General features: G+C 74.5%; 11 protein-coding genes and 1 riboswitch. Of the genes, 4 read left to right on the forward strand and 7 right to left on the reverse strand.

Translation table 11 applies throughout. The features are described from left to right. Positions 1-199: 199 nt before the first annotated feature. From ACQPYD_RS24400 to ACQPYD_RS24410, 3 genes are all read right to left on the reverse strand, one after another. Entirely contained in the window at positions 200-2,791 is a 2,592-nt protein-coding gene (locus ACQPYD_RS24400; RefSeq protein ID WP_433697856.1) for an FtsX-like permease family protein, read from the reverse strand. Next, positions 2,788-3,597 (reverse strand): ABC transporter ATP-binding protein, encoded by an 810-nt coding sequence (locus tag ACQPYD_RS24405; RefSeq protein WP_433697857.1) that lies wholly within the window; start codon positions 3,595-3,597, stop codon positions 2,788-2,790. The genes ACQPYD_RS24400 and ACQPYD_RS24405 overlap by 4 nt, the downstream gene beginning before the upstream one ends. A gap of 256 nt (positions 3,598-3,853) precedes the next feature. Further along, positions 3,854-5,224 carry an aminotransferase class V-fold PLP-dependent enzyme gene (locus ACQPYD_RS24410; protein WP_433697858.1) on the reverse strand — a complete coding sequence of 457 codons (1,371 nt, stop codon included), beginning with the start codon at positions 5,222-5,224 and terminating at the stop codon, positions 3,854-3,856. 60 nt (positions 5,225-5,284) lie between these two features. Beyond that, a riboswitch (SAM riboswitch) is annotated at positions 5,285-5,399 on the reverse strand. A gap of 351 nt (positions 5,400-5,750) precedes the next feature. Here ACQPYD_RS24410 and ACQPYD_RS24415 point away from each other — a divergent pair. The 4 genes from ACQPYD_RS24415 (at position 5,751) to ACQPYD_RS24430 (ending at position 9,328) form a co-directional block, all read left to right on the forward strand. Further along, positions 5,751-6,134: a DUF3870 domain-containing protein gene (locus tag ACQPYD_RS24415; protein ID WP_433697859.1), complete on the forward strand. Its 384-nt coding sequence runs from the start codon at positions 5,751-5,753 to the stop codon at positions 6,132-6,134. A gap of 7 nt (positions 6,135-6,141) precedes the next feature. Continuing rightward, the gene (locus ACQPYD_RS24420; protein WP_433697860.1) at positions 6,142-7,503 is read left to right on the forward strand and encodes a CaiB/BaiF CoA transferase family protein; all 1,362 of its coding nucleotides are present in this window, start codon (positions 6,142-6,144) and stop codon (positions 7,501-7,503) included. Next, positions 7,500-8,690, forward strand: coding sequence for an acyl-CoA dehydrogenase family protein (locus ACQPYD_RS24425; protein ID WP_433697861.1), 1,191 nt, complete (start codon positions 7,500-7,502; stop codon positions 8,688-8,690). Before ACQPYD_RS24420 ends, ACQPYD_RS24425 begins: the two co-directional genes overlap by 4 nt. A gap of 170 nt (positions 8,691-8,860) precedes the next feature. Further along, positions 8,861-9,328: a nitroreductase/quinone reductase family protein gene (locus tag ACQPYD_RS24430; protein ID WP_433697862.1), complete on the forward strand. Its 468-nt coding sequence runs from the start codon at positions 8,861-8,863 to the stop codon at positions 9,326-9,328. A 128-nt stretch (positions 9,329-9,456) separates the two neighbouring features. Here the strand turns inward: ACQPYD_RS24430 and ACQPYD_RS24435 are convergent, their stop codons facing one another. The 4 genes from ACQPYD_RS24435 to ruvB form a co-directional block, all read right to left on the reverse strand. Further along, positions 9,457-11,631 (reverse strand): RelA/SpoT family protein, encoded by a 2,175-nt coding sequence (locus tag ACQPYD_RS24435; RefSeq protein WP_330160452.1) that lies wholly within the window; start codon positions 11,629-11,631, stop codon positions 9,457-9,459. Positions 11,632-12,172: 541 nt separating this feature from the next. Further along, the gene (locus tag ACQPYD_RS24440; protein WP_267945868.1) at positions 12,173-12,727 is read right to left on the reverse strand and encodes an adenine phosphoribosyltransferase; all 555 of its coding nucleotides are present in this window, start codon (positions 12,725-12,727) and stop codon (positions 12,173-12,175) included. A 118-nt stretch (positions 12,728-12,845) separates the two neighbouring features. Continuing rightward, positions 12,846-13,211, reverse strand: a complete 366-nt coding sequence (gene yajC, locus ACQPYD_RS24445) for a preprotein translocase subunit YajC (protein ID WP_330160450.1) — start codon at positions 13,209-13,211, stop codon at positions 12,846-12,848. A 348-nt stretch (positions 13,212-13,559) separates the two neighbouring features. After that, positions 13,560-14,711, reverse strand: coding sequence for a Holliday junction branch migration DNA helicase RuvB (gene ruvB / locus ACQPYD_RS24450; protein ID WP_433697863.1), 1,152 nt, complete (start codon positions 14,709-14,711; stop codon positions 13,560-13,562). Between the last annotated feature and the right edge of the window lie 11 nt (positions 14,712-14,722).

Raw genomic sequence — 14,722 nt, forward strand, 5'->3', positions numbered from 1 at the left:
CTACAGGTTGGGAAAGTGATCCCCGGCACACCCTGGAGTGAAATATGCCCTGTTGTACTGTTTGTTGCCTCGTGCGACGCAAGGTTCCGGAACATCCGTGCCGGAAGCCCTGACGGACGCCGCCGGAGGCCCCGGACGCCGGGGGCGCGACGGCTCTTCCGGCACCGCCGCGCCCCCTCCCCCGCCCGTCCGCCTCCGCTCAACGACGCGTCGGGGAGGTGGTCAGCCTCCTGGCGGGCACCGCCACGCACAGCCAGGCCACGGCCGACACGCCCAGGACCGCCACGGGCACCGGCCAGAGCGGACCTGCGGGGAAGGGCCTCCCGAGCAGGGCCACGCCCACGCAGAGGAGCGGGAACAGCACGGCCAGGAGCCCGGCTGCGTTGGCGCCGAGGGCGATCATCGCGGCCTCCCTGCGCAGTACCGACCGGGTCTGCCCCGGTGTGGTCCCGATCGCCCGCAGGGCGTCCACCTCGCCCTGCCGCTGCAGGGTCTGGGCGACGAGCCGGTTGGCGACCGACAGCACCATGTAGCCGACCAGTGCCAGCAGGACGACCAGGTTGAGGACGGCGCCGGCGTCCGGCCCCCGCGCGCCCTCCTCCGCGGCGCCCGCCTCCGCGACCTCCGCCCCGGGGTGGTCCTCGGCCGCCGCCTCCAGCACACGGCGCGCCTCGTCCTCCTGCCCCGGAGCCGCCAGGACCAGGAGCCGTGCGTCGACGTCGCCGGTGACGTGGCCCCGCGCCAGGTCCGACGGAAGGGTGACCGACCCGTATCCCAGGTCCCTGCGATACACGGCGACGACCTCCGCGTCGACCCGCGCGCCGTCGCCGGTCCGGAACGCGAACGTCTCCCCCAGGCCGGTGCCGAAGTGGCGCGCCGCCGAGGCGCTCACCGCGACCGTCCTCCCGGACAGCCTCCCCAGGTCCCCCTCCACCACGTCCAGGTCCAGGACCCGCTGCGCCCCCGGGCCGACGACCTGGGCGGCCGCCTCCATGTGCGTCGTCCCGGCCTCCTCCCCGGGCAGGGCGAAGCCGCCGTCGCCGACCACCGCGGTCGGCGTGACCGCGACGGCCTCCTCCACCGCGGGCGACCGGCGGACCTCCTCCGCGAGGTCTGCGGGCACCCCGCCCAGGCCGGGCGCGGTGACCACGAGGTCGGCCTTCTCCCCGGCCGCGCGCTGGGCGCCGCCCGCGGCCGAGAGCGAGGTCTGCGCGTAGGTCTGTCCCAGGGCGAAGGCCACCGTCATGGCCAGGGCGCTCGCCGCGCCGGCCACCCGGACGGAGTGCCCGTGCAGGTTCTGCACGGCGAGCCAGGTCAGCGGGGAGACCCGGGCGGGCAGCAGGCGGACGGCGATCCCGCTCGCCCGGCGGACCAGGGCCGGTCCCGCCAGGGCCAGGCCGACCGCCGCCACCAGTGACGCCACGGCCGCGCCGGCCACCGCCTCCGTGGCGTCCAGGAACAGCGCGGGCACCGACGCGGCCACCGAGAGCACCAGCAGGACGGTCCCCGCCCAGGTGCGCGCGCGGCCCGGGGCGCGCGGTTCGGCGACGGACTCGGCGAGGGCGTCGACGGGGGCGGCCCCCGCGGTGCGGCGGGCCGCCCCCGCACAGGCCGCCCACACCGCGAGGAGGGTCAGGACCGCGGCGGCCGGACCGGGCGCGGGCCCGAGGACGGCGGGCAGGCCCGCGGGCGTCATCCCCAGTGCGGCCAGGCCCCGGAGCGCACCGTCCCCCAGCAGGTAGCCCGCGGCGATCCCGAAGGGCAGGACCAGGGCGGTGGCGATCAGGTTGGGGAAGGCGACGAGGCGGCGGATCTGGCGCGGTGTGGCGCCGACCGCTCGCAGGAGGGCGAGGTCCCGGCGCTGGGCCGCGACGGACACCGAGAGGGCGCCGGCGACCGTGAAACCGACGACGATCAGGACGGTGCCGCTGAGCGAGGCGGCGATCGCGACCAGCTCCGACCGTGCGGACGCCGCCCCCGGCGACTCCGCGTCGCCGCGCCGGTCGCCGGCGAGGGCGACGAGGCCGTGTTCGCCGAACACGGCGCTCGCCTCCACCGCGGAGCGGAGTTCGGCGTCGGTGACGCCCTCCGCGGCGTGCAGGCCGACCAGGTCGACGGTGCCCTCGCGGGGGCCTTCGGAGCGTCCGGCCAGGTCCGCGGCGGTGGAGTCGTCCACGAGGATCAAGGGCGCCGGGGTGTCCAGGACGCCGGTCAGCCGATACGCGGCCGTCCGGCCTCCTGCCGCGAGGCGGACCTCCCCGCCGACCTCCGCGCCCGACGCCGCCGCCGAGGCGCGGTCCAGGACCACCTCGCCGGGGGCGCCCGGCGGCTCGCCGGTCAGGCCGTCCCCTCCCGCCAGGGAGGCCGATGACCACCCGTGCCCGGCGGTGCGCGGATCGGCGCCCGCCACGGGCCCGTCCTCGCCCAGGACCGCGGCCTGGAAACCCACGTCGCCGACGGCCAGGCCGACCTCGGGCAGCTCGGCCAGCGCGTCCACCACGGTCCCGGGGACGGGCGCCCGTTCGGGGAGGGCGATGTCGAGGTCCTCGGGCACCTCCACGCTCTGGGGCGCCGTGACCACGACGTCGGCGCCCGCGAGGCGGCCGGCCGGGAGGACGGAGCGGACGCCGGTGTCGGCGACGACCCCGCCGACCGTGATGAGCGCGGACCCGCCCAGGGCCGCGACGGCGACCGCGGCCAGGGACGCGGCGCGGCCCCGGGCCAGCTTCAGGGCCAGGGAACCGTCGCCCCCACGGCCGGGGGCGGGACGTGCGTCGGGTTTCCCGGTCATCGGTCCGCCCCCAGGGAGGCGAGGCGTCCGGCGAGGTCCGCGGCGGCGGGCGCGTGGAGGAGGTCCACGACGCGCCCCGAGGCCATCACGGCGGTGTCGTGGGCGCGGGCCGCGGCGGCGGGGTCGTGGGTGACCATGACGACGGTCTGGCCGAGGTCGTCCACGATCCCCCTGAGCAGGGACAGGGTCCGGTCGGCGGTGGCGCCGTCGAGGGCGCCGGTGGGCTCGTCCGCGAAGACGATGTCGGGCCGGGCGGCGAGCGCGCGCACGATGGCGACCCGCTGCTGCTGGCCGCCGGACAGCTCCGTGGGCCGGTGTCCCAGCCGGTCCGCCACACCCACCCTGCGGACGAGCTCGTCGATCCACCCGGCGTCCGGCCGCACCCCGGCCAGGCGCAGCGGAAGGGTGATGTTGTCCTCCGCCGTGAGGGTGGGGACCAGGTTGTAGGACTGGAAGACGAATCCCACGTGGTCGCGGCGGAAGACGGTGAGGTCCGGTTCCCGGAGGCCGCTGATGTCCCTCCCGCCGATCTCGACCGTGCCGGAGGTGACGCGGTCCAGGCCGGAGGCGCAGTTGAGCAAGGTGCTCTTGCCGGAGCCGGAGGGCCCCATGACGGCGAGGAAGGTCCCCCGGGGGACCCTGAGGGTGACCCCGTCCAGGGCGGACACGCGGCCGTCGCCGTCGGTGTAGGAGCGGTGGACCGCCGTGAGGGCGACCGCGGCCCCGGCGGGGCCGCCCACGGCGCCCGGTGCGGGGGGCCGGCCGCCCGGAGCCGTGTGCGTGGGGGTGCGGAAAGGGGCGGGCATGGCGAGTCCTCGCAGGTCGGCGTCGGGGAGGACGTGGCTCGGGAAGGGCCGTCCACGTCCCTGACGACACTACGGAGCCCGGTACCGGCGCACCATGCTGCGCGCTGTCCGAAGGAAGCTACAGCCAGCACCACCATCGCGGCGCCGGGGCCGTCCGCCCGGGGGCTGCGGGGCCGGGGCCCGCGGGGCCGGGCACGGGAGCGCCCCGGCGGCCCGCCGGCCGCCGGGGCGCCTCCTTTCGGGCACCGCTCCCGCGTCAGAGCACGTTGCGCGGGTCCGGGACCGGGGCCAGTCGGCCGTCGCAGTCGGCGTACTCCCAGGCCGGCCCGTGGGCGACCAGGTCGGCGATCGCGTCGACGAGCCGGTCCACGTGCTCCGGGGTCGTCCCGACCCCCAGGCTCGCCCGAACCGCCTGGGCGTGGCCCTCGGGCAGCAGGCGCCGGGTGAGCGGGTGGGCGCAGAAGAGCCCGTCCCGCACCCCGATGCCGTGCTCGGCGGAGAGCGCCGCGGCCAGCAGGTCGGCGGGCAGCCCGTCCACCGTGAACGAGACGATGCCGACCCTCGGGTGCTCGTCGCCCCACAGGGTCAGCTCGGTGACGCCCTCCACGTCGGCGAGCCCGGCGCGCAGCCGCTCCAACAGGGCGGACTCGCGGATGTGCAGGAGTCCCTGCACGTCGGGGGTGAGGGTGTCGCAGGCGGCGGCCAGGGCCACGGCGCCGAGCACGTTGGGGCTGCCCGCCTCGTGGCGCGCGGGGAGGTCGTTCCACACCACCTCGTGCTCGGTGACCAGGCGCGTGGCGCCGCCCCCGGACAGGTACGGGGCGGCCTCGCGCAGCCAGTCGGCGCGGCCGGCCAGCACCCCGGAGCCGAAGGGCGCGTAGAGCTTGTGCGCGGACAGCGCCACGTAGTCGGCGCCGGTCTCCTCCAGGCTGAACGGCAGGTGCGGCACGTACTGGGCGGCGTCCACGACCACGCGGGCGCCCTCGGCGTGCGCGGCCGCGACCAGTTCCCCGACCGGCCAGATCTCGCCCGTGACGTTGGAGGCGGCGGTCACGCACAGGAGCCTGGGGCCCTCGGGGGACTCCCGCAGCGCGGTGCGGGCCGCCTCGACGGCCGCCTCGGGGGTGGCGGGCAGCGCCAGGCGGACCACTCTCCCGGCGCGTGCGGCGGGGTGCTCCCAGGGCAGGAGGGCCGCGTGGTGCTCGGTCTCGAACACCACGACCGTGCAGCCCTCCGGCACGGAGCGGGCCAGGAGGTTGAGGGCGTCGGTGGTGCCCCGCACGAACACCACCGCGTCGGCGGGTTCCGAGCGGGCCCCGAGGAAGCGGGCGACGCTGCGGCGGGCCCGCTCGTAGGCGTCGGTGCTCACCTGGGAGTGGTGGCCCGCGCCCCGGTGCACGCTCGCGTAGTAGGGCAGCGCGTCGGCCAGGGCGTCCGCGACCGGGGTCAGGCAGGGGGCGCTGGCGGCGTAGTCGAAGTTCGCGTACTCCACGCGCTCACCGGTGACCAGGGGCACGCCCTCGTCCGAGGCGACGACCGTGCACTCGGCGGCGCCGCCCGAGGGGTGTGCGGACGGGGCGGCGGAACGGAACGAGCGCGCGGTGTGGATGGGGCTGACGACGGTCATGGGGCACCTCTTCTGCGGGTCGTGGGACCCGCGGGGGCGCCGTCACGGCTACACCACAGGGGTCCGCGCTTGTCCGACACGGTCGTGTCGGGACCTGGTCCTCACCCGGGGCACCCCACCGCGGAAGGAGGGTTGCCGACCAGCAAGCCGGGGCTTAGCGCTGGTACTCGTGACCTGCGAGGCAGGCTAGCACACGCGCCCCGGGAGGAACCAGGGGTCCCCTGCGGCCCGGGCCGCACACCGGCGGGACCGGGGCTCGGAAGGGCCGGCCGCGCGGGAGGACCGGCGGATCGATCCGTACGGGAGGCCGGGCGCGGGGCGCACGGCCGCATCGGAGGGCGCGGGGCAAGGGGGGCGAACGGGACGGGACGGGCCGCGCCCCGCTTGACAGCCGCCGAACCGGTCAGGACATACTTGGGGTGCCTGCCCTCACGCTGCGGGCGCCCGGTGTCCCCCGGCCGCCCTCCAGGCGCGAGACTCCAGAGCGTTGGAGTTTTCGCATGCCCGCGAGCGAGAGGTGTGTCCGTTGCACGGCGACGACCGTATCCAGCAGGTTCTCCGCAACCCCAGGGTTGTCCTCATCTCCGGCTACGCCCGTCTTCCCGACTCCGTGGCCAGCCATTCCCAGTACCAGCGGCTCGGCGTCGTCCTCGCCGTGGACACCGCGGACGGCCGCATCGTCGCCGCGGACACCACCCTGCTCACCGACCTGGGCAAGGACTTCTTCCGCGCCCTGGTCGAGGGGGCCTCGGTCACCGAGGACATCGCCGATCTGGTCAGCCGGGTGCAGACGCGGTACGCCGGCCAGTCCGGCGCCGCGCTGACCACGGCCCTGCGCCGCTGCCTGGAGTCCTACTACCAGCTGCGGGAGGGCGACCAGCTGCCCGGCGGCGCCGACTCCGAGGAGTGACACCCCCGTGACCGACACCCGATCCGGCGCGGACCCCGCGCCCGACCCCTCCGACCCGGCCGCCCCGCTGCCCCTGGCGGGGGTGCGCGTCGCCGACCTCTCCCGCGTCCTGGCGGGCCCGTACGCCACCATGCTCCTCGCCGACATGGGCGCGGAGGTGGTCAAGGTCGAGCAGCCCGGCCGCGGCGACGACACCCGGGCGTGGGGCCCGCCCTGGGCGGGCCCCGCCGACGGGGGCGGGGGCCCCGGCGAGGCCGCCTACTTCCTGTCGGTGAACCGCAACAAGCGCAGCCTGGCCGTGGACCTGAAGGACCCCGAGGGCCTGGCCGCCGTCCAGGAGCTGTGCGCGTCCTCCGACGTGGTCGTCCAGAACTTCCGCCCCGGCGTGATCGACCGGCTCGGGCTCGGCTACGAGGCGGTGAGCGCGCGCAACCCCGCCGTCGTCTACTGCTCCGTGAGCGGCTTCGGCCCGGAGCACGAGCCGGCCGCCCGCCCCGGGTTCGACATCGTCGTGCAGGCCGAGAGCGGCCTGATGGCGACCACGGGCCCGGCCGAGGGACCGGCGAGCAAGGTGGGGGTCGCCCTCACCGACGTGCTGACCGGGCTCAACGCCGCCGTCGGCATCCTCGGGGCGCTGACGAGGGCCCGCGCGACCGGCCGCGGCGAGAACGTCAGCGCGTCGCTGATCAACTCCACGCTGTCCGGCCTGGTCAACCTCACACAGCAGGCGCTCGTGACGGGGGCGGAGCCGGCCCGCGTCGGCAACGCCCACACCACGATCGTGCCCTACCAGGTCTTCCCGGCCTCCGACGCCGAGATCGTGGTCGCCGCCGGAAACGACGCCCTGTACCAGCGGCTGTGCCGGGCACTGGACCGCCCCGACCTGGCCGAGGACCCGCGCTACGCCACCAACCCGGGACGCGTGGCCCACCGCGACGAACTGGTGGGGGAGCTGTCGGCCGTCCTGCGCGCCGAGCCGGCCGACCACTGGATGGACCTGCTGGTCGGGGCCGGGGTCCCCGTGGGGCGGGTACGCGGGGTGCTGGACGCGCTGCGCACGGCCGACGCCGCCGGAGACGACGTCCTGCGCACCGTGGAGCACCCCGCGGCGGGGCCGATCGAACAGGTCCGGGCGGGGTTCCGGCTGGAGAGCGCCCCACCGCCGCTCACGGCCCCGCCGCTCCTGGGACAGCACTCCCGCCGGATCCTCGCCGAACTCGGCGTGGACGCGGCGCGCGTGGACGCCATGGTCGAACGCGGGGCCGTCCAGGAGCCCGGCCCCGTGCCGGCGGTCGGCCGCCGGACCGCCCCCGCAACCCCGCCCCAGGCCGCACCGGCCGACGCACCACGAAGGGACACCCACCCATGAGCGACTCCCGCAGGCCCGCCGCCCCGGACCCGCACGACTTCCTGGCCCTCGACGCCGAACTGTCCGACACCGAGCGGGACGTCCGCGACGCCGTGCGTGGCTTCGCCTCGCGAGAACTGCTGCCGAACGTGGCCGAGTGGTTCGACGCCGGCACCCTGCCCGACCCGCGCGGGCTCGCCAAGGCCTTCGGGGACCTCGGGCTCCTGGGCATGCACCTGGAGGGGTACGGCTGCGGCGGCTCCAGCGCCGTGGCCTACGGGCTGGCCTGCCGCGAACTGGAGGCCGTCGACTCGGGTCTGCGCAGTTTCGTGTCCGTGCAGGGCTCGCTGGCCATGGCCGCCATCCACAAGTTCGGCTCCGAGGAGCAGAAGGACGCGTGGCTGCCGAGGATGGCGGCGGGCGAGGCCGTCGGCTGCTTCGGGCTGACCGAGCCCGACTCCGGCTCCGACCCGGGCTCCATGCGCACCCGCGCCCGCAGGGACGGCACGGACTGGGTGCTCGACGGCACCAAGATGTGGATCACCAACGGGTCCGTCGCCGACGTGGCCGTGGTGTGGGCGGCCACCGGGGAGGGCGTCCGCGGGTTCGTGGTGCCCACCGACACCCCCGGGTTCTCCGCCAACGTCATCCACAAGAAGCTGTCGCTGCGCGCGTCCATCACCTCCGAACTCGTCCTGGAGGGCGTGCGCCTGCCCGCCGACGCGGTGCTGCCCGCGTCGAAGGGGCTGGGGGCGCCCCTGTCGTGCCTGAACGAGGCCCGCTACGGCATCGTGTGGGGCGCCGTCGGCGCCGCGCGCGCCTGCTACGGGGCGGCCCTGGAGTACGCGGCGACACGCGAGCAGTTCGGGCAGCCGATCGGCGGGTTCCAGCTCACCCAGCGCAAGCTCGCCGACATGGTCGTGGACGTCAACCACGCGGGCATGACGGCGCTGCGGATCGGCCGCCTCAAGGACCGGGGGGACTGCCACCACAACCACGTGAGCTTCGGCAAGTTCGCGAACGTGGCCGCGGCCCAGCGGGTCGCGCGCACCGCGCGCGGAATCCACGGCGCGAACGGCATCACCCTGGAGTACCCGGTGATGCGCCACATGGTGAACCTGGAGACGGTCGCCACCTACGAGGGAACCGAGGAGATCCACGCGCTCAGCATCGGCCAGGCGGTGACCGGGATCTCCGCCTTCCGCTGACCCGTGCCCTCCGGGCCCCCTGGTCCGCACGGCGCCCCGGGAGGCGGGGCGGAGCGGGGGCCAGCGGCACGGGCGGAGCGGCCCGGAGGCGGGATCACGGCCCTCCGCCGGTGTCGTCGGCCGCCCGGAACCACCACAATGGGGAGCATCCGATCGAGGGAGTTGCCGAGATGGTGAACGAACCGACGAAGCGGTTCGAGATGACGCGGGTACGGCGGGTCGCCAACGCCTTCGTCAGCGGCTTGGTCAAGTACGGCCTGGGGACGCCCGCGACCCACCTGCTCACCACGCGCGGGCGCAAGTCGGGCTTCCTGCGGACCGTCCCGCTCGACGTGCTGGACAGCGACCGGGGCAGGTTCCTGGTGTCCCCGTACGGCGAGGTCGACTGGGTGCGCAACATCCGCGAGGACGGGTTCGCGACCCTGCGCCAGGGCGGCTGGATCGAACTGGTGAGCGTGCGCGAACTCGGGCACGAGGAGGCGGGACCCCTGCTCAAGGAGTACGTCAACCACCCGCGGGCCGCCGTCGTGGGGCCGTACTTCGACGCGCCGCCGGACGCCCCGGACGAGGCGTTCGCGGAGGAGGCCGACCGGCACCCGGTCTTCGAGATCGTGCGTTCCACGACGATCCGGATCTGACACCGGGCGCGGGAACACGAGGAGGCCCCGGCCGGCCCGCGAGGGCGCGGCCGGGGCCTCCCTCCGTCCGGGGCGGCCGCCGCCCGCGAGGACCTGCGGGCCGGTGCGCGCCGTCTCCCCGCCGACCCCTAGTTGCGGACCCGGTAGACGTCGTAGACGCCGTCCACGCCGCGGACGGCGCGGAGCACGCTGCCCAGGTGGGCGGGGTCGGCCATCTCGAACGTGAACCGGCTCTGGGCGACCCGGTCGCGGCTCGTCTGGACGGTCGCGGACAGGATGTTGACGTGCTGGTCGGACAGCACCCGCGTGATGTCGGAGAGCAGGCGGGACCGGTCCAGCGCCTCCACCTGCAACGCCACCAGGAACATCGAGTCCTCGGTGGGCGACCAGTCCACCTTGACCATGCGCTCGGTGTCCAGGGTCGCGGCGTTCACGCAGTCCTCGCGGTGCACGGACACGCCGTTCCCGCGGGTGACGAAACCGACGATCTCGTCGCCGGGGACCGGCGTACAGCACTTGGACAGGCGCGCCCACACGTCGGCGTCGCCCTCCACGACCACGCCGGGGTTGCCCGCCTGGCGCTGGCGCGGCGCCTTGGTGGGCAGGGACGACTCCGCGATGTCCTCGGTGTGGCTCTCCAGCCCGCCCAGCGAGTCGACAAGCTTGGCCACCACGCTCTGCGCGCTGACCTGGTGCTCGCCCACGGCCGCGTAGAGGGAGTCCACGTCCGGATAGCGCAGGTCGCCGGCCAGGGCGATGAGCGCCTCGCCGCTGAACAGGCGCTTGACCGGGAGCTCCTGCTTGCGCATCACCTTCGCGATCTCGTCCTTGCCCTGGTCGATCGCCGCCTCGCGGCGCTCCTTCGTGAACCAGTGCCGGATCTTGTTGCGGGCGCGCGCGCTCTTGACGAAGTTCAGCCAGTCCCGGCTGGGACCGGCGTCGGGCGTCTTGGAGGTGAGGATCTCCACGGTCTCGCCGTTGTGCAGCTCGTTCTCCAGCGGGACGAGGCGGCCGTTGATCCTGGCCCCGACCGTGCGGTGGCCGACCTCGGTGTGGACCGCGTAGGCGAAGTCGACGGCGGTGGCGCCCTGGGGCAGGGGGATGACGTCGCCGTCGGGGGTGAAGACGAACACCTCCTGCACCGACAGGTCGAACCGCAGCGACTCCAGGAACTCGCCCGGGTCCTTGGTCTCCTGCTGCCAGTCGATGAGCTGGCGCAGCCACTGCATGTCCGTGCTGCCCTTGGGCCTGGCCTCGGGGCCGCTGTTGCGGTCCTCCTTGTACTTCCAGTGCGCGGCGATGCCGTACTCGGCCCGGCGGTGCATCGCCCTGGTGCGGATCTGGAGTTCGACCGGGTTGCCCGAGGGCCCTATCACCGTCGTGTGCAGCGACTGGTACATGTTGAACTTGGGCATCGCGATGTAGTCCTTGAACCGCCCGGGCACGGGGTTCCACCGCGCGTGGATGGTCCCGAGGGCCGCGTAGCAGTCGCGGACGCTGTCCACCAGGACCCGCACGGCGATGAGGTCGTAGATCTCGTCGAAGCCGCAGTTGCGGGCGATCATCTTCTGGTAGATCGAGTAGTAGTGCTTGGGGCGCCCGCGCACGGTCGCCTTGAGCTTGGACTCGCGCAGGTCGCCCGAGACCGCCTCGATGACCTCCTGGAGGTAGACGTCGCGCCGGGGGGCGCGCTCGGACACCAGGCGGGCGATCTCGTCGAAGCGCTTGGGGTAGAGGGTGGCGAACGCCAGGTCCTCCAGCTCCCACTTGATGGTGTTCATGCCCAGCCGGTGGGCCAGCGGGGCGAAGATCTCCAGGGTCTCGCGGGCCTTCTTCTCCCTCTTCGCCTTGGACGGCAGGTAGCGCAGGGTGCGCATGTTGTGCAGCCGGTCGCACAGCTTGATGACCAGGACGCGGATGTCGCGGGCCATCGCCACGACCATCTTGCGCACCGTCTCGGCCTGGGTGGCCTCGCCGTACTTGACCTTGTCGAGCTTGGTGACGCCGTCGACGAGCTCGGCGATCTCGTCGCCGAAGTCGGAGCGCAGCTCGTCCAGCGAGTAGTCGGTGTCCTCGACGGTGTCGTGCAGCAGCGCGGCGGCGAGGGTGGCCTCCTGCATCCCCAGCTCGGCGAGGATCGTGGCGACCGCGAGCGGGTGGGTGATGTAGGGGTCGCCGCTCTTGCGCTTCTGTTCGCGGTGGTGGTGGGCCGCCACCTCGTAGGCGCGCTCGATCAGCCGCACGTCCACCTTGGGGTGGGTGGCCCGCACGGTCTTGATCAGTGGTTCGAGCACCGGGTTCATCGTCACTCCCCGCTGGGCGCCGAGTCGGGCGAGCCTTCTGCGTACTCGCACGGTGGAGGGCGTCGTGGAGGGCGCCGGATGCCTCGGCGTCCCATCCCCGAAGACGTCGGAGGGCGCCGCTCCGGTCGCGGCGCCCTCCGGGCGGTCCTCCTGTGGTCCTGCGTCCGCGGACGGCACACCGGTGCCGTCCGCGTGCCCTCCCGGCACGGTGGGCCGCCGCGGCTCGCTCGCGGATACCGCCCCGGTCGAAACCACTTCGCTTGGCATGCCTACCTCCCGCGGATTCGCCCGGGGGCGCGGGCGCCGTCAGCGCCGCCCGGCTCCACCGGTGCACGTGCGTGTCATCAGGGCCAGTCGTGACATGGTCGCCGCGGTACCTCTCCCACCAGTCTAGTGTTCGGCCCCCGACCCCACCCCACCAGGTACGACAACGGGTGACCCGGGTCACCAAACGCGTCACACCCCGTGGTGGAGTACGTCAACGGTGACGAACCGCCGCGCATTCCCGCGGCGGCGGCGCCTGGCTCGGCGCGGCTCGGGGTCAGGCCGAGAGGAGGGCGTGCAGCTCCACATCGGGCAACTTCTCGCGGCCGTGGAGCGCTGAGAGCTCCATCAGGACGGAGAATCCCACGACCGTACCACCCGCCTTGCGGACCAGGTCCACCGCGGCCCTGCCGGTGCCCCCGGTGGCGAGGACGTCGTCGACGATGAGCACGCGGCTGCCCGGGACGATCGCGTCGGCGTGGATCTCGACGGTCGCGGTCCCGTACTCCAGATCATAGGACTGGTCGATGGTCCGCGCGGGCAGTTTCCCCGCTTTGCGGGCGGGGACGAAGCCCGCGCCCAGTTCCATGGCGACCGGCGCCCCGAAGATGAAGCCGCGCGCCTCCAGCCCGACCACGTGGTCCACCCCGAGCCCGCGGTAGGGCGCGCAGAGGCCGTCCACGGCGGCCGCGAAGGCCTCCCGGTGGTTGAGCAGCGGCGTGATGTCCTTGAACAGGATGCCGGCGTGCGGGAAGTCCGGGATGTCGCGGATCTGCGCCTCGATGAGCTCCGTGCTCGGGGCGCCGTCCGCGGTCGCGGTGTCGTGGGGCATGTGCGGTGGAACCTTCTGCTGTGGTGTCGGGGCGGTCGCGTCCGGGCCGGACACGGCGGTACCGGCCCCGGAGGGGGGCCGGTACCGAAGTCTGTGGACCCCGCCGGGGCCTGGGGCCTCAGCCCTTGGGCTTGTCGTCGTCGCCGAAGTCGGGACGGTCCTCGACCGGGGTGTCGTCCGCGGCGGGGGTGATGACCTCGCCCACACCGGCCTTGAGCATGCGGATCCGCGTGCCGGGGGCGATCTCCAGCAGGACGTCCTGCTCGTGGATCTCGACGATGGTCGCGAAGATGCCCGCCTTGGTCATCACCTCGACGCCCGGGGCCAGCGCGCTCTGCATCTGCGCCTCCTGCTGGCGGCGCTTCTGGTTCGGGCGCCAGAACAGCAGCCAGAAGACCAGGATGATCATCAGGAACGGGAAGAGCATGCCGAGAAGCCCGCCCGTGGGCTCTGCTGCGTCGGCGAGATGGTAAAGGCCCTGCACGGGGGCGTCCTTCCTGACGTTTCGTCATGTGGTCCGCGGGTGCCGGTGGGGCACTGCCGGCGGCCACCTTCTTCGTGTCGCCCGAACCCGGAACGATCCGGACCACACCCGGCACGTACAACGCGCGGGGCGGCCGACTCGTTCCGCCGGTGTCGAACAACACGTACGGAGCCCTGCCCCGTATCGGCTGATTCGTCCAAAGTTTACGTGGCGCCGGTCACCGATCCCCCACCGCCGGAGATCGGAGTGTTAACGGTTCAGCCCCGTTTCACACACGCGGGACCCATTGTGCCCGGTGCGACGCCCCCTGTCAGCCCGCCCGGTCAGGAGGCGCCGCGGACCGTCCGGTCAGGGCGTCGCCCCGGAGGCGCCGCCCCCGGCGCCGGCTCCCGCGGCGGTGCCGGGCGCGGCCGCCCCGGCGGACGCGGGACCGGCGGACCCCGCGCCGAACGCGGCGTCCGGCGGCGGGGTGAGGCCCATGTGCGCCCAGGCCTGCGGCGTGGCCACCCGGCCGCGCGGGGTGCGCGCCAGGAAGCCGGACCGGACGAGGAACGGCTCGGCGACGACCTCCACGGTCTCCGCCTCCTCCCCCACCGACACCGCGAGCGTGGACAGGCCGACGGGGCCGCCGCGGAAGCGGTGCATGAGGACGTCGAGGATGGCGCGGTCCAGCCGGTCCAGGCCGAGGCCGTCGACCTCGTACAGCTCGAGCGCGGCGCGGGCGGTCCGCAGCGACAGGTGCCCGTCCCCCCGGACCTCGGCGTAGTCGCGCACCCGGCGCAGCAGCCGGTTGGCGATACGGGGCGTCCCGCGCGAGCGCCCGGCGATCTCCCGGGCCGCGTCCTCCGCGAGGGGAGCCCCGAGCAGGCCCGCCGAGCGGTGCAGGATCAGCTCCAGCTCGTCCGGGGAGTAGAAGTCCATGTGCGCGGTGAAACCGAACCGGTCGCGCAGCGGGGCGGGCAGCATGCCCGCCCGGGTGGTGGCCCCGACCAGGGTGAACGGGGCGATCTCCAGGGGGATGGCGGTCGCGCCGGGGCCCTTGCCGACCACGACGTCGACCCGGTAGTCCTCCATCGCGACGTAGAGCATCTCCTCGGCGGGCCGGGCCATCCGGTGGATCTCGTCCAGGAACAGCACCTCGCCCTCCTGGAGGGTGGAGAGGACGGCCGCCAGGTCGCCGGAGCGCTCGATGGCCGGGCCCGACGTGATGCGCAGCGGGGCGCCCATCTCGGCGGCGATGATCATGGCCAGGGTGGTCTTGCCCAGGCCGGGGCCGCCGGACATGAGGATGTGGTCCGGGGCCCGGTTGCGCCTCCGTGCGCTGTCGAGCACCAGGGAGAGCTGCTCGCGCACCCGCTCCTGCCCGACGAACTCGTCCAGGGCGCGGGGGCGCAGGGCTCCCTCGACCTGGCGGTCGTCGAGGCTGGCGTCGGAGGAGACCGCCTCGCGCTCGTACGGGGCGGCCCCGTGGGCCTCGCCGGACTCGTACGGTTCGTGCATGGGGTGCCTTC

Origin of the sequence: Nocardiopsis sp. CA-288880 (genome assembly GCF_050955985.1) — a bacterium.
Classification (GTDB): Bacteria; Actinomycetota; Actinomycetes; order Streptosporangiales; family Streptosporangiaceae; genus Nocardiopsis; species Nocardiopsis tropica.